The following is a 17,521-nucleotide window of genomic DNA, read 5'->3' as shown; positions in this document are numbered from 1 at the left end:
GGGCTGCGCAGCGGCCCCGAAAACGAACACCGCGTTCTGCCTGACAGAATGCGGTGTTTTTTATTAGGGCTGCTGCGCAGCCCAACGCGGGGCAAGCCCGCTCGCCACAGTAGGCCGGTTTCTCAGCCAAAGTAGTTAGCCTGCTTCCTTTTCCCTCAAGCCCTTGCCATGATGGGCGCACCGCCCGCCCGCGAACGAGTCCCCATGCCTGCCGCCGCGCCCTCGTCCTTGTCGATCACCCTGCAGATCGTCTCCATCGTCTTCTACACCTTTATCGCGTTTATCTGCATCGGCCTGCCGATCGCGGTGATTCCAGGCTTTGTGCATGAGCAACTGGGTTTCAGCGCGGTGGTGGCCGGGGTGACCATCGGTTCGCAGTACCTGGCGACCCTGCTCAGTCGGCCCATGGCCGGGCGCATGTCGGATACCGTGGGCACCAAGCGCGCCATCGTGCTGGGGCTGACGGGCATCCTCATCAGTGGCGTGCTGACGTTCTTTGCGACGCTTTTGCAGAGCATGCCCAACTTGAGCCTCGGGGTTCTGATTCTCGCGCGGTTGCTGCTGGGAGTGGCCCAGGGGCTGATCGGCGTGGGCACCATCAGTTGGTGCATGGGCGCGGTCGGCGCCGAACACACCGCGCGCTCGATCTCCTGGAACGGCATCGCCTCCTACGGCGCCATCGCCATCGGCGCCCCCTTGGGGGTGGTGATGGTGGCCGACTATGGCTACAACATTCTCGGCCTGGCACTGGCGGTGTTGGCGGCGTTGGGGTTGGTGCTGATCCGCAACAAACCGTCGGTGCCAGTGGTGCGGGGCGAGCGCTTGCCCTTTTGGGCGGTGTTCCGGCGCATTGCGCCGTTCGGCACCAGCTTGTGCCTGGCGTCCATCGGCTATGGCACCCTCACCACGTTTATCACCCTGTACTACCTCAATCGTGGCTGGGCCGGCGCGGCGTATTGCCTGACGGTGTTTGGGGTGTGCTTTATCCTGGCGCGGCTAGTGTTTATCTCGGCCATCAGCCGGTTTGGCGGCTTTCGCGCGGCGATTGCCTGCATGAGCATCGAGACCCTCGGGCTGACCCTGCTGTGGCTGGCGCCCAGCACCACAGTAGCGCTGATCGGTGCTGGGCTGACCGGTTTCGGCTTGTCGCTGGTCTACCCGGCGCTGGGCGTGGAGGCGATCAAACAAGTGCCCAACAGCAGTCGCGGCGCGGGTTTGAGTGCGTATGCGGTGTTCTTCGACCTGGCGCTGGCGATTGCCGGACCGCTGATGGGTTTTGTCGCGTTGAACCTGGGTTACGGCTGGATCTTCCTGTGCGCGGCGCTGCTGTCGGTCGCGGCACTGGGCCTGACCGTGTTGCTCAAGCGCCGCGCTTATTGATCTGCGGTCTGTAAGCCTGCGCGGCTGGGCTCGCCGAGGGTGTGACTGAAAAAGCGCCCGGCCTCGGAAACCAAGTCGCGGTGAATGCCTTCACGGTCCACCCCATCGGCGTCGGTGCACACCGCCGGCATTGCCGCCAACTGGTCGCTGTCGCACGGCGCCATAAACACGAAGTGCCCTGCCCCGGCCAGCAGTTTGAAGTCCGGCGGTTCCGGCAGTTTGCGCGCCAGGGCCGCGGCGTTCTTGTCCACCGCGACCAGTTTGTCGCCGTCGCCGCTGTAGAGCAGCACTGGCACATGCACATCCGCCAAGGTGTGACGGCCGAACATCAGGCTCAGGGGCGCCATTAGCATCAACGCGTGAATACGTGGATCGGCCTGGGGCTGCAGATCGTCGCGATCCACCACCAGCTCACCTTTGGTGGTGCAGGCGTCGCGGTCTTCAGGACGCTCCTGGCAATAGCGGCGCAGGCGATCGAAATCCGGTTTAGCGCCGGCCAGAATCAGTGCGGTCTCGCCGCCCGCCGAATAACCGATCACACCGATCTGGTCGACATCCACGAACGGCGACAGCATCGGATCGCCCAGTGTGGCGGTGATCGCCTCGGAAATCTGGATCGGCCGACCATACAGGTTGCTTACGGTGCCCAGGCGGCTGTGATCTTTGTAGTTGTCGCCGGGGTGAAGCACCGCCACCACCACAAACCCTTTGCGCGCCAGGGACGTGGCCAGGTCATGCAGAGCCAGCGGCGTGCCGGTGTTGCCGTGGGACAGCATCAGCATCGGGAAACGCCCGATGGCGATTTTGGCGTCTTCGGTGGCAGCGATGTGGTACGCGCCCACCTGGGTACTGTGCTCAAGACCGGTGGAGGGGTAGAACGCGATAGCCTTCATCGGCTGAAGATCCAGCGGGTCGAGAAAACTCATGCGATGAAAACCCACGCTCCAATGAGGGTGCGGTGCGGGGGCAGCGTGCACTGAAATCAGGCTGCCGAGCAGGGAAAGAACCATCACAGCACAAAGACGCATCATGGGGCTGTCCACCTTTGCTGCGTGAGAACCGACATATCGATTAAAAGTCCGGAGTACTGACCCCACGCTTGCACAACCTGGGCCACATTAAAAGGACAGCGCACACACGAAAAAACTCCGTACTCCGCTCGCGTTCAGGCCAGCAGAATACAGAGTTTAGGCGCCCGGTTTCGGATTGAAACCGGGGCGAGGCGAAATTTACACAAGCCTTACGCGGCGGCGAACAATTGTTCGTTGATCAGTACGTTGGCGTCGCTCAGGGCCTTGCTGCGCATTTCGTCACCGTAGGCCAAGCCCTCGGCGCGCACGAATTCGATGTCAGTGATACCCAGGAAACCAAACAGCAAGGTCAAATAGCCTTCGTGAGCCGCGCCCGACGCTTGCCCGGCATGCAGGCCGCCGGCGGTGGACACGATGATGACTTTCTTGTTGCCGCACAGGCCTTCAGGGCCCGCTTCGGTGTAGCGGAAGGTCTGACCGGCTACCGCGATGCGGTCGATCCAGGCTTTCAATTGAGTCGGGATGGTGAAGTTATACATTGGCGCGCCGATCACCAGCGCGTCGGCGGCAAGGAATTCCGCCAGGGACGAAGCGCTCAGTTCGGCCTCATGCTTTTGCGTGGCATCGCGCAGTTCGGCGGCGGTGCCCAAGGCTCCCAGGGTGGCGCCGGAGAAATGGTTGATACCTTCGCTGGCCAGGTCGCGGTAAGTCACTTGCACGCCTGGCTCAGCGGCTTGCCATGCTTTGACCACTGCGGCGCTGAGGGCGCGGGAAGCCGAGTTGTCACCGAGGATGCTGGAATCGATATGCAACAGTTTCATGGCAAAGCTCCAAAGAGGATCAGGGAATGTCGATCAGATGGTGCTAAGGCTACCCATGAAACCAATAGTCGATAAGACAGCTGAAATGCGATAGTTTGTCCCACTGACAGGACAATAGGCCCAGCATGCAAGATCTCAACGACCTCTATTACTTCGCCAAAGTCGTCGAAGCCGGCGGCTTTGCCGCAGCCGGGCGGCAGCTGGGCATTCCCAAGTCGCGCCTGTCACGGCGCATTGCCGAGCTGGAAGAGCGCCTCGGCGCGCGCCTGCTGCAACGCACCACGCGGCAACTGACCCTCACTGCCGTGGGCGAACGCTACCTGCGCCACTGCCAGGCCATGCTGTTGGAGGCGGAGATGGCCGATGAGGCCGTGGCCAGCATGTCCAGCGAACCCCGTGGGCGTCTGCGGGTCAGTTGCCCGGTGGGGTTGGCGCAGAACATCCTGCCCGACCTGGTCGCGGGTTTTCTCGCCGCCCATCCCCAAGTGCAGTTGGAAATGACCCTGGTCAACCGCCGCGTCGACCTAGTGGCCGAAGGCATCGACGTGGCCTTGCGCGTGCGCGAGCTGGGCGATGAAGACCCGTTGCTGGTAACCAAGCGCCTGCGCGCGGCGCAGACGGTGCTGGTGGCGAGCCCGAATTTCCTGCAAGGGCGCTCGATCGCCAGCCTCGACGACCTCAAGCAACTGCCGATCCTCGGAGCACTGGAGGCCGACCGCATGGTGCATCAACGCCTGCTCGATCCCCAGGGCCATGCGCATGATCTGGTGATGGAGGCGCGCCTGGGTATCGATGACTTCATCGTGCGCAAGGCCTGCGCGATCATGGGCTTGGGCTTTACTGTATTGCCGATGATGTACTGCGAAGAGGAATTGGCCAGTGGCCGGCTGGTGCAACTGCTGCCGGAGTGGTCATTGCCGGGTGGCTGGCTGCAGGCGGTTTACCCGCATCGCCGTGGCGTGCTGCCGGCGATTCGCGCATGGATCGACTACCTGGAAGAAGGCTTCAAAAGCTGTGGAGATCGCCTGCTATGAGCATGACCGAAGCGCAAGTCGCACACTTCTGCCTGGGCCTGCCCGGGGCGCGGGAAGATTACAAATGGGGTGGCGTACGGGTGTTTTCGATTGCCGGCAACAAGATGTTCGCCCTGCAGAACCTGCGCGGCGACTCGCTGGCCTTCAAGGTGGACCCGGACCTGTTTCTCGGGCATGTCGACCGCCCGGGCATTCGCCCCGCGCCGTACCTGGCGCGCGCCCACTGGATCATCATGAACACGCCCTACCCGCTGGGCGCCGATGAGCTGCGCGGCTTATTGCAACGTTCCCACCAATTGGTGGTGAGCAAGTTGCCCAAGCGCACGCAGATCGGGTTGAAGCTAGAGGATTGAACCCAGCGTGCCGCCCAGGAACATCTGGTCGAGCCAGAACACCTGGTGCAACAGCACGATCACCCAGAACAGCACCTGATACGACACCTTGCGCGTCTTGTGCCGGAACACCTGCTGGGCAATCAACGCCCCCGGCCAACCGCCCGCCAGCTCGACCGCATGCAGGACGTTTTCCGGGGTGCGCCAGCTATCGGTGCGGGCCTTGCGTTTGTCGTTCCAGTACAAGAAAAACGCCACCACGCTGACCACGGCATAGGCCGCCAGCGGCAGCACGGTGTCGCCGCGATACCACAGCAAGCCCGACCCCAGCAGCGGTGCCGCGCACAACAGCACGAAAATCAGGGCCTTGAGGCGTGGATGTTGGATCGTCATGCCTTGGCGGCCACCCAGTCGATCCAGCCGAACTGCCAGGTCGCCAGGATCAACAGGCCGAAGGCGATCCGATACCAGGCAAACACTGCGTAGCTGTGGCTGGCAATGAACTTGAGCAGGCCCTTGACCGCAATCATGGCGAAAATGAACGAGGTGACGAAGCCGATGGCGAACACCGGCAGGTCCGCCGGCTGGAACAGGTCGCGGTACTTGTAGCCCGAGTACACCGCCGCGCCCACCATGGTCGGCATGGCCAGGAAGAATGAAAACTCGGTAGCGGTCTTGCGCGACAGACCGAACAACAGGCCGCCGATGATAGTGGCGCCAGAGCGCGAGGTGCCGGGAATCATCGCCAGGCACTGGGCGAAGCCCACCTTCAGTGCATCCTTCCAGGTGATGTCATCGACCGTTTCGGCATGCACCTGATGCTGGCGGCGCTCGGCCCACAGCATGATCACACCGCCCACCACCAGCGCCGCGGCCACGGTGATCGGGTTGAACAAATAGTGATGAATCGCGTCGGCAAAAATCACCCCCAGCACCACCGCCGGCAAGAAGGCAATCAGCAGATTGGCCGTAAACCGCCGCGCCTTGGGCTGGGTGGGCAAACCAGTGACCACCTGGAAGATCTTGCCGCGAAACTCCCACACCACCGCAAGAATGGCGCCCAGTTGAATAATGATATTGAACGCGTTGAAACGGTCGCCGCTGAAATCCAGCAAATCGGCCACGATGATTTGGTGCCCGGTGCTGGATATCGGCAGGAACTCGGTGAGCCCCTCGACGACGCCCAAGATGAGTGCCTGTATGGCGGTCCAAAAATCCATGCTTCCCCCAAAGGTCATGCTTGGCGCATGCCTGGTTAGTCTTTTAATAGTTCACTGACGACGAGCGCGCTGAAGGCCCGGCGTTGACTATGGTCAATGCCGATCTGCAAAAATTCTGTGAAAAATCAGGCAGTACTCAGGTTTTTCGATTTCAGGCCGAAAGCCTATCAGACAAGGCGTAAAAGTCGATCAAACGCCACAATTATAAAAAGCCCGGAGTGACAGGACGATGAACAGTTTGCGCAATATGTCGATCAGCCGGCGGCTGTGGCTGATTCTGATAGTCGCCGTGCTGATGCTGTTGGCTTTGGGTTTGCTGATGCTCAAGCAGATTCATGACGACCTTTACCAAGCCAAACGTCTGCAAACCCAGCATGTGGTACAGACCGCCAGCGGCATTCTGACGTTCTACCACGGCCTGGAAACCACCGGCGCCATGACCCGCGAAGCCGCGCAGAAACAGGCCCTCAGCGCCGTGCGTGGGCTGCGCTACGACCATGACGACTACTTCTGGATCAACGACCTCACCCCTGTAATGGTCATGCACCCGGCAAACCCCAAGCTAGATGGCCAAAACCTCTCGGCCATCCGCGACCCCGACGGTTTCGCCATTTTCAACGAATTCGTGGTCCTGGCTAAGGCCAAAGGTGCCGGCATCGTTAACTACCGCTGGCCCAAGCCTGGCGCCGAAGCCCCGGTGGCCAAGACCTCGTATATCCAATTGTTCGAACCCTGGGGCTGGATTATCGGCTCTGGCGTGTATGTGGACGACGTCCAGGCCGAGTTCAACGGCCAGGTGTGGAAAGCCTCGGTGATCGGCCTGGTGATCGCGTTGGTCATGGCCCTGCTGGTAACGTTGATCGCCCGCAGCATCGTGCAGCCGTTGCAAGCCGCGGTAAACGCCATGGGCAATATCGCCAGCGGCGAAAGCGACCTGACCCGCAGCCTCGATACCCACGGGCGCGATGAAGTCACCCAGCTGTCCCGGCATTTCAACAGTTTTACCGCCAAGTTGCGCCAGGTGGTCAGCCAACTGCAGGTGTGTGCCAACGCCCTGGGCCAGTCCTCTCAGGAGTTGGGCAATAACGCCAGCCAGGCCCACGACCGCAGCCAGCAGCAATCGCAGCAAATGGAACTGGTGGCCACCGCCATCAATGAAGTCACCTATGGCGTGCAGGACGTGGCCAAGAACGCCGAACACGCCGCCAGCGAAATGCGCGACGCCCAGGCCCAGGCCCAGCAAGGCCAGGTCAATATCGACGGCAGCCTGCAACGGATCGATCAGCTTTCCACCACCATCAGCCAGGCGGTGGACGTTATCCGTACTCTGTCCAGCGAAAGCACCCAGATCGGCGGCGTGCTGGAGGTGATCCGCTCTATCGCAGACCAGACCAACCTGCTGGCGCTCAACGCTGCGATTGAAGCCGCACGGGCCGGCGAACAAGGCCGGGGCTTCGCCGTGGTGGCCGACGAGGTGCGCCTGCTGGCCCAGCGCACACAGAAATCCACCGCCGAAATCCAAGTGATGATCGAGCGCCTGCAAGGTCACTCCGAAGCGGCAGTCAAGGTTATCAGCGACAGCCACACTGCATCCCAAGCGACCATCGAGCAAGCCGGTCTGGCCGGCGAAAGCCTGAACGCGATCGGCCAGGCCCTGCGCAATCTCAATGGCCTCAACGCCTCGATTGCCAGCGCCACCCTGCAACAGTCCCATGTGGTGGAAGACATCAACCAGAACGTCACCCAGGCGGCCGGCCTGTCCCACAGCACCGCGTTGGCGGCGGAACAATCGAGCCTGGCCAGCACCCAACTGCGCAGCTTGAGCGAACAATTGGAAGGCTTGCTGCGTCAGTTCAAGGTCTAGCGCTACCCCGCTGTGGGAGGGGCTGGTTCCCTCCCCCGGCGGCCTCTGTGTGTTTTGTAGATTGCACACCTCTGGGTACAATCCCCGCCCTCTTCCACTCTCCCAAGGAACCACCATGTCCGGGCTTGAACTGTTCGCCGCCGCGTTGGGGGTGATCGCTGTCTGGCTGACGGTCAAGCAGAACCCCTGGTGCTGGCCCATCGGCCTGGTGATGGTGCTGCTCTATACCTGGGTGTTCTACGACGTGAAACTGTATTCCGACATGCTGCTGCAAGTGGTCTACGCCGCCCTGCAAGTGTATGGCTGGTGGCAATGGACTCGCGCCGGCGAGATCAAGCAAGGGCGCCAGGTCACCCGCCTGGGCGTGCCGGCCATCAGTGCCAGCCTGTCGCTGGGTGCGCTCGGCAGCCTGCTGTTGGGCGCGGCGATGGCGCACTGGACCGACGCCGCGCAACCCTGGCTCGACGCCGCGCTCACCGGCTTCAGCCTGGTGGCGCAGGTATGGATGGCGCAGAAACGCGTGCAATGCTGGCCGTTGTGGATCGCTGTGGACGTGATTTTCGTCGGGCTGTTCCTCTACAAAGGCTTATACCTCACCGCCGCACTCTATGCGCTGTTCACTGTGATTGCCGTGCAAGGCTGGCGCGAGTGGCGCGCCGACCCGGCGTTGCGCACATGAAAGTGGTGGTTTTGGCCGGCCCGGAATCCAGCGGTAAAAGCTGGCTGGCGGCGCAGTTGCAGGCGCAGTTCGGCGGCTTGATGGTCGGCGAATACGTGCGGTATTTCATTGATCATCACCAACGCGACACCTGCCTGGCGGACATCCCGGCCATCGCCCGCGGCCAACTGGCCTGGGAAGACGCCGCCCGCGCCGAGCAGCCCGACCTGCTGATCCTCGACACCCACCTGCTGACCAACCGGCTATGGAGCCAGACCCTGTTCGGCGACTGTCCTGCCTGGCTTGAAGATGAGCTGCTGGCCCGTCACTACGACCTGCATCTGCTGCTGTCGCCCGACGATGTGGAATGGACCGCCGACGGCCAGCGCTGCCAGCCGCACTTGGCCGACCGCCAAGCGTTTTTCCGGGCGGGCCTGGACTGGCTGCAACAGCACCGACAGTCAAAAGTGGTGATCGGAGGCGATTGGGAGGAACGCCGGCAAGCGGCGTTCGCGGCGGTGGGAAAACTGCTCACCCAGCCTCTGTAACCGCGAACGCGCCGACAGAGGCTGGGCGTGGATCAGTAGCCCAAGGACAACCCGGTATTACGACGTGGGTCATTGGCCCCGTAGAAGCGGTTGTTGCCCACCGGTTTGCCGCCCAGCGACGGCGCCCCTACCAGGATCGCGGCCAGATGGTTGGCGTCCTGCGGCCCGGCGAACTTATGGCCCCAGCTCTCCAGAATCTTCTGGGTATCCGGACTCACCGCAAAGGTTTCCAGGTTGGTGGTCTCTGGCATCCACTGCTGATGGAAACGCGGCGCGTCCACCGCTTCCTGAATGTTCATCTTGTAGTCGATCACGTTAAGGATCGTCAGCGACGTCGCGGTGATGATGCGGCTGCCGCCCGGCGTACCCACCACCATCACGGCCTTGCCGTCCTTGGTCACGATGGTGGGGCTCATGGATGACAGCGGCGCCTTGCCGGGTGCGATGGCGTTGGCTTCGCCTTGCACCAGGCCGTACATGTTCGGCACGCCGACCTTGACGGTGAAGTCGTCCATTTCGTCATTGAGGATGACCCCGGTCTTGCTCGCCATCACGCCGGCACCGAACCAGTCGTTGAGGGTGTAGGTCACGGATACCGCATTGCCCCACTTGTCGACGATCGAATAGTGAGTGGTGTTGTTGCCCTCATGGGGCGCCACGCCAGGCTTGATCGCCTGGGAGTCGCCGGCCTTTTGCGGCTCGATGGCAGCGCGCAGCTTAGCTGCGTAGTCCTTGTCCAGCAGGTGGTCGATAGGGTTTTGTACGAAATCCGGATCGCCCAGGTAGCTGTTGCGGTCCACGTAAGCGTGACGCATCGCTTCGATCTGGTAGTGCAGGCCTTGGGCCGAGTGATAGCCCAGATCGGCCATCGGGTAGCCTTCGAGGATGTTCATGATCTGGCAGATCACCACGCCACCGGAGCTGGGTGGCGGCGCCGAGACCACATGGTAGCCGCGATAGTCGCATTCGATGGGCGCCAGCTCGCGGGTCTTGTACTTGTCCAGGTCGGCCTGGGTGATGATGCCCTTGCCAGCCTGGCTGGAATCCACCAATGCCTTGGCAACCCAGCCTTTATAGAAGCCGTCACTGCCCTTGGCGGAAATTTCCTTGAGGGTTTTGGCCAGGTCTTTCTGCACTAATTTCTGGCCGACCTGCAGCGGCTGGCCGTTGTGCAGGAAGATGCCGCGCATGTCCTTGTCTTTTTCGAACTCGCCGGTGGCGGTGTGCAACAGGTCGATATCGCCCTGCTCCAGGGCGAAGCCGTTTTCCGCCAGCTTGATTGCCGGAGCAATCACCTGGGCACGCTTGAGGGTCCCGTATTTGCTCAGTGCCAACTCCATGCCGGATACCGTACCGGGCACGCCGACCGCCAAATGGCCTTTGGCGCTCAGGCCTTCGACGACGTTGCCGTCCTTGTCCAGGTACATATCCGCAGTGGCGGCCAGCGGAGCTTTTTCGCGGAAATCGAGGAAGGTCTTGCGGCCGTCCGCCAACTGCACGGTCATGAAACCGCCGCCGCCCAAGTTGCCTGCCGCCGGGTAAACCACCGCCAGCGCGTAGCCCACGGCTACCGCCGCGTCCACTGCGTTGCCTCCGGCTTTAAGCACGTCAACGCCCACGTGGGTGGCCAAATGCTGGGCCGTGACCACCATGCCGTTTTCCCCGGCCACCGGGGCCTGGGACGCTGCGTGCACGCCGCTGACCGTCAACACCAGGGCAGTGGTAATCAATGTGCGGCTTAAAGGTTGGTATTTCATCCATGGCTACTCGGGTTGTTGAGATGCACCAAAATAGCCCGACTCAGATCCAAGCCCCAGCGCGGTGGCGTTTTTATTACAGAACTTGTCGGTCACGGGACGAAGCCATCAATATGCCTGTATTCAGGACCTGTCAGCACCGCTACTGGCATCTGGCATTTATCCCGTTAGAATCAGCCCCCCTGCCCTTTGAGACGAGCCGCCCATGAGCTTTGATTTCGACACGATCCACTCCCGCCTCGGCACCGGTAGCACCAAGTGGAGCCGTTACCCGGCAGACGTGTTGCCGATGTGGATCGCCGACATGGACATCGCCGCGCCGCCGGCGGTGCTGCAAGCCCTGCGCGAGCGTCTCGACCAGCAGATCCTCGGCTACAGCGTGGCCGGCCCGCAGGTGCGCCAAGCCATCGTCGACGATTTGTGGGCCAAGTACGCCTGGCGTGTGCTGCCCGAAGAACTGCTGTTCCTGCCCGGCGTCGAACCTGGCTTCAATATGGCGCTGCATGCCTTTGTGCAACCCGGCCAAGCGGTGGTGCTGCAAACCCCCAACTACCGGCCGATTCGCTTGGCGCCGGGGCACTGGAACCTGCCGCGCATCGAAGTGCCGTTTGAGTTCATCAATGGTGAATACCTGACACCTCTGCCCGCCATGCATCAGGCACTGAACGGCGCCGGCGCGCTGCTGCTGAGCAACCCGCACAATCCCATCGGCAAAGTATTCCCCCGCGAAGAACTGCTGGCCGTGGCCAACGCCTGCCTGGACAACGGCGCGCTGATCATCAGCGACGAAATCCATGCCGAACTGTGCTTCGATGGCCGCCGCCATATCCCCACCGCCAGCCTCAGCCCGCAGATCGCCCAGCGCACCATCACCCTGATGTCGGCGAGCAAGGCCTACAACGTGGCGGGCCTGAAGACCTGCTTTGCGGTGATCCAGAACGCCGAGATCCGCGAGCGTTTCAACAACGCGCGCTGCGGTATGGTCGACAGCGTCAGCCCACTGGGCCTGGAGGCCACCCGTGCCGCCTACAGCCAATGCGGCGAGTGGCTCGACGCGCTGGTCAAGTACCTGCAAGCCAACCGTGATTACCTGCTCAATGCCGTGCAAACCCGATTGCCCGGCGTGGTGATGCATGCGCCCCAAGGCACGTTCCTGGCCTGGCTCGATTGCACGGCATTGGGGCTGGACGATCCGCAGCAGTTCTTTCTGGAACAGGCCAAGGTCGGCTTGAGCGCGGGGATCGAGTTCGGCGACGACAGCCAGCAATTCGTGCGCCTGAACTTCGGTTGCCCGCGGGCGATGTTGGAGGAAGGCTTGCAGCGCATGGAGCGGGCGTTGCGCGAGCGTTAACCGACTGAGCCGGGGCGGCTCTCAGCTGAGGCGCCGACCTGGGGTGAGTGTCACCCAATAACGGGTGCGGGCATGTACCTCCAACCCTAACGTCGAGGCCAGCAGGTTGAGGATGCGATCGGTGTCCTCCAACCGAAAGCTGCCGGTGACCCGCAGCGCTTCCAGGCTCGGGTCCCAGCGCAGCACGCCAGGACGGTAGCGTTCCAGTTCCCGCAAAAAATCCCCCAGCGCCTGGTTCTGCGCGGTCAGTACTCCGTCGCGCCAGCCCAATTGCAGCACGTCGAACGGCACCCAGGCGCCGAGCCCAGTGGCTTGCAAGGGCGCTTGCTGGCCGCCTTGCAACGTCGCCAATTGCCCGTTCAGGTCACGTACCTGCACCGCCCCCTTGAGCACCGAGACGCGGCAACCGGCCGCCAGTTGCCGAACGCACACCTGGGCCTGGCCGACCCGCAGTTGGCCATAACGCGTGTTTACGGTGATCGCCGAGGGGCCTGGCACATCAAGCGCCAGTTCACCGTCGACCAGAGTGATTTGCCGCTGCGCCAGGTCCATGTCCACCGCTGTGGCAGTGTTGAGCTGCAAGTTGGCGCCATCGGCCAACGACAGGTGTTTGCGCTCGCCGGTGGCGGTATGCAGGTCTGCGCGCCAGGTTTCGAGCGGCAGCTGACGGCTGATCAGCCAGGCAGTCGGCACCAGCGCCGCCACCCCCAGCGCACGCTTGAGCACCGCGCGCCGCCCCGGTTGCGGGCGATCCAGACTGGCCATCGCCAGCGCCTGGGGCAAACCGTTGAAGCGCTGGCGCAAGGTCTGGGCTTTTTGCCAGGTCTGCTCATGCTGAGGATGGCTGTCGCGCCAGTGCTGCAACGCGACGTGATCGCGCTCAGTGGCCGCGCCGGACTCCAGCAACGCCAACCACTGCGCCGCCGCGCGCGCGACGTCGCGACTCATAGGTCCACCAGCAGGCAATGCTCATACGCCTGGGCCATGTAACGCTTGACCGTGCGCTCAGACACCTCAAGCCGCTCGGCAATCTCGCGATACCCCAGGCCTTCCAGCTGGCTCCAAAGAAACGCGCGACGCACCAGCACCGGCAAGCCGTCGAGCAACTCATCCAGGGCTTGCAGGGTTTCCAGCAGCAGCCAACGCTGCTCTGGCGACGGCACACAGGCTTCGGGCAAGGTGGCCAAGGCATTCAGATAGGCCTGTTCCAGGCTGCGGCGCTGATGGAAATTCACCAGCAAACGCTTGCCCACCGTCACAAGATAAGCACGCGGTTCCTGCATCTGCGCAATGGGCTGGGCACTGGCCAATACCCGCAGGAACGTATCCTGGCTCAAGTCCGCCGCATCCCAGGCATTGCCCAAGCGCCGCCGCAGCCAGTTTTCCAACCAACTGCGATGATCGCGATACAAGCTCGACAGCGTCAGTTCAGCGGCTTGCGTAGGGACAACAGCATCATTCATGGCAAACAACCTGCGCAGCGCGAGTGAGTCTCAAATGAGATTCATTCTATTTAATATCGCGCCGTACTACCACGATCTTTTCAACATTACATTCAGCGCATCGATGCCTTTTGCCGCAGCAAGCCGATAAATAACCCCAGTTCTCGGCTGACGGAATCACCTTTGCGCATCAGTACGCCAAACGGCGCCAGACGCACAGTCAGGTCCACCGGCAGCGACTTGCGACGAGTCAAGCGGCCTTGCTCAAGCAATTGGATCGCTTGATCACTGGTGTCACCCATGATGCGGATGCGCAGTTGCCGGCCGAGCATTTTGATCTGCTGGATGGCGGGCTGTTCGTGAACCTGCAGTAAAAAGCCTTTACCGCGGCGCGCCAACCTCCTTGATGACGAAGGTGGTTGGCACGATGTTGGCAACCGACAGGGTAAATTCGCGGTTGTTCTTCATAAAGGTCCAGACTGGTGAATTCTCTCGACTGTCGAGGGTTTCCTTGTGTAAGGCGGCGTCCGGCAAAGCCAACATGAAATCGACCTCAGCGTAAGAGCCGATCGAATACCCCTCCATTTTTATGCTGACACCCAGGCGCTCATCGGTCCACACACCTGCGCGGGTCATAGTCTTGGTGAGTGTCTTGAACGGGGTGGGGATGGCGCTGACCTTCTCGTTCAGATCCGCGAGTTGTTTCTCAAGGCGCTGATAATCGGCCTTCGGCACGTATAGCCGGTTGACTTGGTCGACGGGTAAATAGTGCGTGTCCACCTCGCTCTTCTTTATGTAATCCGTGGCAAGGCTGGCAAGCGGCAGATACGACGCCGCCAGATCCTTCCGAGGGATGTACTGCGCTGTCAGATCCTTTTGGGAATAAAAGGAATCGGCCGGGCCAAATCTAAGCCCGAAGAATGTGGCGACAGTGACGGCCGCTCCTGACAGTGCGATAGCTGCACCGATGATCACCGGCCAAGAGTAAGTTGTGGGGGTAGTTTGATTCATGGGTAATGCGTTCCTTATCAAAGCGGCTGAGCCTTCGCGGAAGGCTCGTCATGCCACAAAATTGCCGGCGTCATGCCTGGCGACGATCACAGGCCGCGCGTGCGCAACCACTGCAAAAAGCCTTTCTTCACTGGCACCACCGGGGCTTCCTGGGTCAGAGCCTGGGCGGCGTGTACGCGGAAATCCAGCAGGGTTTTCATGGCGTCGCCAATGTCGTGGCGCGCATCCAGGCACGGCGTCAGGTATTCCTTCTCGATGCGGTACAGGGTGCAGAAGGTCTTGGCGGTGAAATCCGCCAGGGTCGCCTCGTCGGACAGGATGCCCGCCTCGCCGATTACCTCGCCAGGGCCCATACGCCCGGCTTCGAACTTATGCCCGCCTTTGGTGAGCATCACCGAGACCACGCCGGATTCGACGATAAACAAATGATCGCTGACCTCGCCCGCCGGCAGGATCATCTCGCCGGCGCGATAGGTGCTCAGGGTCATGTTTTGGCTGAAGGTTTCCTTCTCTTCCTGGCGCAAGGTGGAGAAAATCGTCGAACTGTCCAACAGCGCCCGTGCCCGTGAGGTCACCACCGGCGTGGCGCTCTCGGTGGCCGACAACAGACTCACCCCAGCCGCTTGCAGATGACGGAATGCCAAGTCATACAGTTGGTTGCGTACTTCGCGTTTGAGTGGCATGGCCGGCACGAACCCGCTGATCTCGTACTCCACCCCGCCACTGGCGGACGTTTTGAATGCCACGCTGGGTGCCGGCTTGGCCAGCAACGGCCGGCAGCCTTGCATGGCGCGCTCCAACGCTTCGATCACCGTTTGCGGGCGCGCATGGGGGCTGACTTGCAGGCTGACGGCCAAACCGAACATATCCGCCGGACGGGAAAAATTGATGATCTTAGCCTTGGCCGCCAGGGAATTGGGGATCACCGCCATGCTGCCCTGGGAGGTTTGCAGACGTGTGGCGCGCCAGTCGATATCGGTGACGCGGCCTTCGGTGCCGTCGATGGAGATCCAGTCATCCAGTTGGTAAGGCTTGGTGGTGTTGAGCACGATTCCGGAAAATACATCGCTCAAGGTGCTTTGCAGCGCCAGGCCGACAATGATCGCCACCGCGCCGGAGGTGGCGAGCACGCCTTTGACCGGCAGGTCGAGCACATAGGCCATGGCGGCGATGATCGCGATCAGGAAAATCACCGCGCCCATCAAATCCTGCAACAGCCGCCCGGTATGGCCGACCCGCTGCATCATCAAGGTGCCGAGCAATACCGTGAGCGTACGCGCCGCGAACAACCACCAACCGATCTGTAACGCCGTGGCGGCCAGGTGCAGCGCGGTGTTGTCGGCATAAGGCGCCAACTGCATGGGGTTCATGCCGTCGTTAAACAATACGGCGCTGAACACCGCGAAAATCAGCAGCCGCGCCGCCAACTTCCAGTTGTCCAGGTTGGGGGAAATAAGTCGCCACACGGCGATGTCAATCAGGATCAGCGCCAAGGCGCACAGCATCGGGTGATCAGCGATAAACGAGGGCATCCAGGCGACTCCAGGGCGAATGACGGGAAGATCGCATGAAATGAGATTGTCGGAAACAAATTGTATCGGGATGGAATGGGGCTGCTACGCAGACCAGCGCAGGGCAAGCCTGCCCACCACAAAAAGCGCGCAAAAAACCGCATCTGTGCTGAGCGAGCTTGCCTCGCGCTAGGCCGGTTTATTCACCACAAAATTTGGGGCGCTCACATCCGCCCGAATTTGCCGGATTGGAAATCCGCAAACGCTTGGTGGATCTCCTGCTCGGTATTCATCACAAACGGCCCATGCCCAACGATGGGCTCATCAATCGGCTCGCCGCTGAGCAGCAACACCTTGGCGTCGTCGTTGGACTCCAATGTCACCTGGCGGCCATCGCGTTCGAACAGCGCCAATTGCCCTTGGCGCGCGATTTCCTGCCCATTGATCAGCAGCGTGCCGCGCAGGATCACCAGGGCGGTATTACGCCCTGCATGCAAGTCCAGGGTGACCGGTTTGCCCGGATTAAGGCGCAGATCCCACACATCAATAGGCGTAAAAGTGCGCGCCGGGCCGCTGGCACCGGCGAATTCACCGGCAATCAGGCGCAGCTGTCCGGCGTCGTTGGCCAGGGGCAGTACCGGGATATCGGCGTCGACAATTGTCTGATAGCCCGCCTCGGCCATTTTGTCCTTGGCCGGCAGGTTGACCCACAGTTGCACCATCTCCAGCGCGCCGCCACGGCGGGCAAAGGCTGGGGAATGGAATTCCTCATGCAGGATACCCTTGGCCGCCGTCATCCATTGCACGTCGCCCGGGCCGATGGTGCCGCCGGCGCCGGTGGAATCACGGTGCTCGACTTCGCCGTCGTAAACGATGGTTACGGTTTCAAAACCGCGATGGGGGTGCTGGCCGACACCGCAACGCTGTTCGGTCGGCGTGAATTCGGCCGGGCCGGCGTGGTCCAGCAGCAGGAACGGGCTGATGTGTTTGCCTAGCGAGTCGTAGGAAAACAGCGTGCGCACTGGAAAACCGTCCCCCACCCAATGACCGCGAGGACTGGTATAGATGCCGATTAACTTTTTCATGATGTACCTCCAAAGTGGGTACACCATAAGGCCGGCGAAGCGTAAGCACTAGACGGCAAACCTGGCCTGGATTGTCCTATGTATAGGACAGTTCAACAGGCAGGCGCGCGCACCGCCAACTCCGACCAGCCAAATACTTGATATATCACCAGCGCCCACACCTCGCGCAGCGCCATCAGCGTCACGCCTCTGGACACAATGCGCTGCGGGCGCAGGCGCATGCTGTTGCGTCAGGTATAGGTGGAGCCGACGACCAGCCCAGCCCCTTGATCAACGGCCCACCGCCCATCGGCGCCACTTAGATCGCATGGAGCATGCCGATTATGGTCAGTGCCAGATTGTCGAAACGTCCCACATAACCGCCGGATAAGCTCTACTCCCCCGCCCTGCAAACCGCTGCAAAGTCCCTCGCCTGATCACACAATGCGAGGGATTGCATATGGTTTGTTTCGTGAAGGCCCTGCTCGACAGGGCTG

At 61.7% G+C, this 17,521-nt stretch carries 17 protein-coding genes and 2 pseudogenes; 8 read left to right on the top strand and 11 right to left on the bottom strand.

Going from position 1 to position 17,521, the window contains the following annotated elements; translation table 11 throughout:
• The first annotated feature begins 204 nt into the window (after positions 1 to 204).
• Positions 205 to 1,380, top strand: a complete 1,176-nt coding sequence (locus tag YA0848_RS24610) for an MFS transporter (RefSeq protein ID WP_034097435.1) — start codon at positions 205 to 207, stop codon at positions 1,378 to 1,380.
• On the opposite strand, the gene YA0848_RS24605 is transcribed toward YA0848_RS24610, so the two are convergent.
• Positions 1,374 to 2,411, bottom strand: a complete 1,038-nt coding sequence (locus YA0848_RS24605) for an alpha/beta hydrolase family protein (RefSeq protein WP_034097433.1) — start codon at positions 2,409 to 2,411, stop codon at positions 1,374 to 1,376. The genes YA0848_RS24610 and YA0848_RS24605 overlap by 7 nt on opposite strands.
• 209 nt (positions 2,412 to 2,620) lie before the next feature.
• Positions 2,621 to 3,232 carry an FMN-dependent NADH-azoreductase gene (locus YA0848_RS24600; RefSeq protein WP_034097432.1) on the bottom strand — a complete coding sequence of 204 codons (612 nt, stop codon included), beginning with the start codon at positions 3,230 to 3,232 and terminating at the stop codon, positions 2,621 to 2,623.
• Positions 3,233 to 3,357: 125 nt separating this feature from the next.
• Between YA0848_RS24600 and YA0848_RS24595 the strand changes: the two genes are divergently transcribed.
• The gene (locus tag YA0848_RS24595) at positions 3,358 to 4,266 is read left to right on the top strand and encodes a LysR substrate-binding domain-containing protein (protein WP_034113533.1); all 909 of its coding nucleotides are present in this window, start codon (positions 3,358 to 3,360) and stop codon (positions 4,264 to 4,266) included.
• The gene (locus YA0848_RS24590) at positions 4,263 to 4,619 is read left to right on the top strand and encodes an MmcQ/YjbR family DNA-binding protein (protein ID WP_169903900.1); all 357 of its coding nucleotides are present in this window, start codon (positions 4,263 to 4,265) and stop codon (positions 4,617 to 4,619) included. Before YA0848_RS24595 ends, YA0848_RS24590 begins: the two co-directional genes overlap by 4 nt.
• On the opposite strand, the gene YA0848_RS24585 is transcribed toward YA0848_RS24590, so the two are convergent.
• On the bottom strand, positions 4,608 to 4,991 hold the full coding sequence (locus YA0848_RS24585) for a DUF1294 domain-containing protein (RefSeq protein ID WP_169867872.1): 384 nt from the start codon (positions 4,989 to 4,991) through the stop codon (positions 4,608 to 4,610). The genes YA0848_RS24590 and YA0848_RS24585 overlap by 12 nt on opposite strands.
• Positions 4,988 to 5,818, bottom strand: a complete 831-nt coding sequence (locus YA0848_RS24580; protein WP_034097425.1) for an undecaprenyl-diphosphate phosphatase — start codon at positions 5,816 to 5,818, stop codon at positions 4,988 to 4,990. Before YA0848_RS24580 ends, YA0848_RS24585 begins: the two co-directional genes overlap by 4 nt.
• Before the next feature lie 229 nt (positions 5,819 to 6,047).
• On the opposite strand from YA0848_RS24580, the pseudogene YA0848_RS36745 reads away from it, so the two are divergent.
• From YA0848_RS36745 to YA0848_RS24565, 4 genes and pseudogenes are all read left to right on the top strand, one after another.
• Positions 6,048 to 6,827 (top strand): annotated as a pseudogene (locus YA0848_RS36745) (cache domain-containing protein); the annotation flags it as partial.
• A 120-nt stretch (positions 6,828 to 6,947) separates the two neighbouring features.
• Entirely contained in the window at positions 6,948 to 7,682 is a 735-nt protein-coding gene (locus YA0848_RS36740) for a methyl-accepting chemotaxis protein (protein WP_371264001.1), read from the top strand.
• A 115-nt stretch (positions 7,683 to 7,797) separates the two neighbouring features.
• Entirely contained in the window at positions 7,798 to 8,361 is a 564-nt protein-coding gene (pnuC, locus tag YA0848_RS24570) for a nicotinamide riboside transporter PnuC (protein ID WP_169903898.1), read from the top strand.
• The gene (locus tag YA0848_RS24565; RefSeq protein WP_034097420.1) at positions 8,358 to 8,888 is read left to right on the top strand and encodes an AAA family ATPase; all 531 of its coding nucleotides are present in this window, start codon (positions 8,358 to 8,360) and stop codon (positions 8,886 to 8,888) included. The genes pnuC and YA0848_RS24565 overlap by 4 nt, the downstream gene beginning before the upstream one ends.
• 32 nt (positions 8,889 to 8,920) lie before the next feature.
• Here the strand turns inward: YA0848_RS24565 and ggt are convergent, their stop codons facing one another.
• Entirely contained in the window at positions 8,921 to 10,645 is a 1,725-nt protein-coding gene (gene ggt, locus YA0848_RS24560) for a gamma-glutamyltransferase (protein WP_198712461.1), read from the bottom strand.
• A gap of 205 nt (positions 10,646 to 10,850) precedes the next feature.
• On the opposite strand from ggt, the gene YA0848_RS24555 reads away from it, so the two are divergent.
• Positions 10,851 to 11,996 carry a MalY/PatB family protein gene (locus YA0848_RS24555; protein ID WP_034097416.1) on the top strand — a complete coding sequence of 382 codons (1,146 nt, stop codon included), beginning with the start codon at positions 10,851 to 10,853 and terminating at the stop codon, positions 11,994 to 11,996.
• Between the two features lie 21 nt (positions 11,997 to 12,017).
• Here YA0848_RS24555 and YA0848_RS24550 read toward each other — a convergent pair whose 3' ends face one another.
• The 6 genes and pseudogenes from YA0848_RS24550 to YA0848_RS24525 form a co-directional block, all read right to left on the bottom strand.
• On the bottom strand, positions 12,018 to 12,944 hold the full coding sequence (locus YA0848_RS24550) for a FecR domain-containing protein (protein ID WP_169867875.1): 927 nt from the start codon (positions 12,942 to 12,944) through the stop codon (positions 12,018 to 12,020).
• Positions 12,941 to 13,459 (bottom strand): sigma-70 family RNA polymerase sigma factor, encoded by a 519-nt coding sequence (locus YA0848_RS24545; protein WP_034097412.1) that lies wholly within the window; start codon positions 13,457 to 13,459, stop codon positions 12,941 to 12,943. The genes YA0848_RS24550 and YA0848_RS24545 overlap by 4 nt, the downstream gene beginning before the upstream one ends.
• 92 nt (positions 13,460 to 13,551) lie before the next feature.
• A pseudogene (locus YA0848_RS36735) lies at positions 13,552 to 13,788 on the bottom strand (hypothetical protein); the annotation flags it as partial.
• 31 nt (positions 13,789 to 13,819) lie between these two features.
• Positions 13,820 to 14,449 carry a hypothetical protein gene (locus YA0848_RS24535; protein WP_034097409.1) on the bottom strand — a complete coding sequence of 210 codons (630 nt, stop codon included), beginning with the start codon at positions 14,447 to 14,449 and terminating at the stop codon, positions 13,820 to 13,822.
• An 86-nt stretch (positions 14,450 to 14,535) separates the two neighbouring features.
• Positions 14,536 to 15,981 carry a mechanosensitive ion channel family protein gene (locus YA0848_RS24530; protein ID WP_034097406.1) on the bottom strand — a complete coding sequence of 482 codons (1,446 nt, stop codon included), beginning with the start codon at positions 15,979 to 15,981 and terminating at the stop codon, positions 14,536 to 14,538.
• Positions 15,982 to 16,184: 203 nt separating this feature from the next.
• On the bottom strand, positions 16,185 to 17,045 hold the full coding sequence (locus YA0848_RS24525) for a pirin family protein (protein WP_169903896.1): 861 nt from the start codon (positions 17,043 to 17,045) through the stop codon (positions 16,185 to 16,187).
• Positions 17,046 to 17,521: the final 476 nt, after the last annotated feature.

It is taken from the genome of Pseudomonas sp. S4_EA_1b (genome assembly GCF_016307435.1).
Classification (GTDB): domain Bacteria; phylum Pseudomonadota; class Gammaproteobacteria; order Pseudomonadales; family Pseudomonadaceae; genus Aquipseudomonas; species Aquipseudomonas rhodesiae.
The sequence above is the reverse complement of the archived record's forward strand: the minus strand, read 5'-3'. Positions and strand labels throughout refer to the sequence as shown.

Bases quoted from the DNA above. Each gene is read 5' to 3' on its own strand.
- YA0848_RS24610 (WP_034097435.1), top strand. From the start codon at position 205: ATGCCTGCCGCCGCGCCCTCGTCCTTGTCGATCACCCTGCAGATCGTC.
- YA0848_RS24605 (WP_034097433.1), bottom strand. From the start codon at position 2,411: ATGATGCGTCTTTGTGCTGTGATGGTTCTTTCCCTGCTCGGCAGCCTG.
- YA0848_RS24600 (WP_034097432.1), bottom strand. From the start codon at position 3,232: ATGAAACTGTTGCATATCGATTCCAGCATCCTCGGTGACAACTCGGCT.
- YA0848_RS24595 (WP_034113533.1), top strand. From the start codon at position 3,358: ATGCAAGATCTCAACGACCTCTATTACTTCGCCAAAGTCGTCGAAGCC.
- YA0848_RS24590 (WP_169903900.1), top strand. From the start codon at position 4,263: ATGAGCATGACCGAAGCGCAAGTCGCACACTTCTGCCTGGGCCTGCCC.
- YA0848_RS24585 (WP_169867872.1), bottom strand. From the start codon at position 4,991: ATGACGATCCAACATCCACGCCTCAAGGCCCTGATTTTCGTGCTGTTG.
- YA0848_RS24580 (WP_034097425.1), bottom strand. From the start codon at position 5,818: ATGGATTTTTGGACCGCCATACAGGCACTCATCTTGGGCGTCGTCGAG.
- YA0848_RS36740 (WP_371264001.1), top strand. From the start codon at position 6,948: ATGGAACTGGTGGCCACCGCCATCAATGAAGTCACCTATGGCGTGCAG.
- pnuC (WP_169903898.1), top strand. From the start codon at position 7,798: ATGTCCGGGCTTGAACTGTTCGCCGCCGCGTTGGGGGTGATCGCTGTC.
- YA0848_RS24565 (WP_034097420.1), top strand. From the start codon at position 8,358: ATGAAAGTGGTGGTTTTGGCCGGCCCGGAATCCAGCGGTAAAAGCTGG.
- ggt (WP_198712461.1), bottom strand. From the start codon at position 10,645: ATGAAATACCAACCTTTAAGCCGCACATTGATTACCACTGCCCTGGTG.
- YA0848_RS24555 (WP_034097416.1), top strand. From the start codon at position 10,851: ATGAGCTTTGATTTCGACACGATCCACTCCCGCCTCGGCACCGGTAGC.
- YA0848_RS24550 (WP_169867875.1), bottom strand. From the start codon at position 12,944: ATGAGTCGCGACGTCGCGCGCGCGGCGGCGCAGTGGTTGGCGTTGCTG.
- YA0848_RS24545 (WP_034097412.1), bottom strand. From the start codon at position 13,459: ATGAATGATGCTGTTGTCCCTACGCAAGCCGCTGAACTGACGCTGTCG.
- YA0848_RS24535 (WP_034097409.1), bottom strand. From the start codon at position 14,449: ATGAATCAAACTACCCCCACAACTTACTCTTGGCCGGTGATCATCGGT.
- YA0848_RS24530 (WP_034097406.1), bottom strand. From the start codon at position 15,981: ATGCCCTCGTTTATCGCTGATCACCCGATGCTGTGCGCCTTGGCGCTG.
- YA0848_RS24525 (WP_169903896.1), bottom strand. From the start codon at position 17,045: ATGAAAAAGTTAATCGGCATCTATACCAGTCCTCGCGGTCATTGGGTG.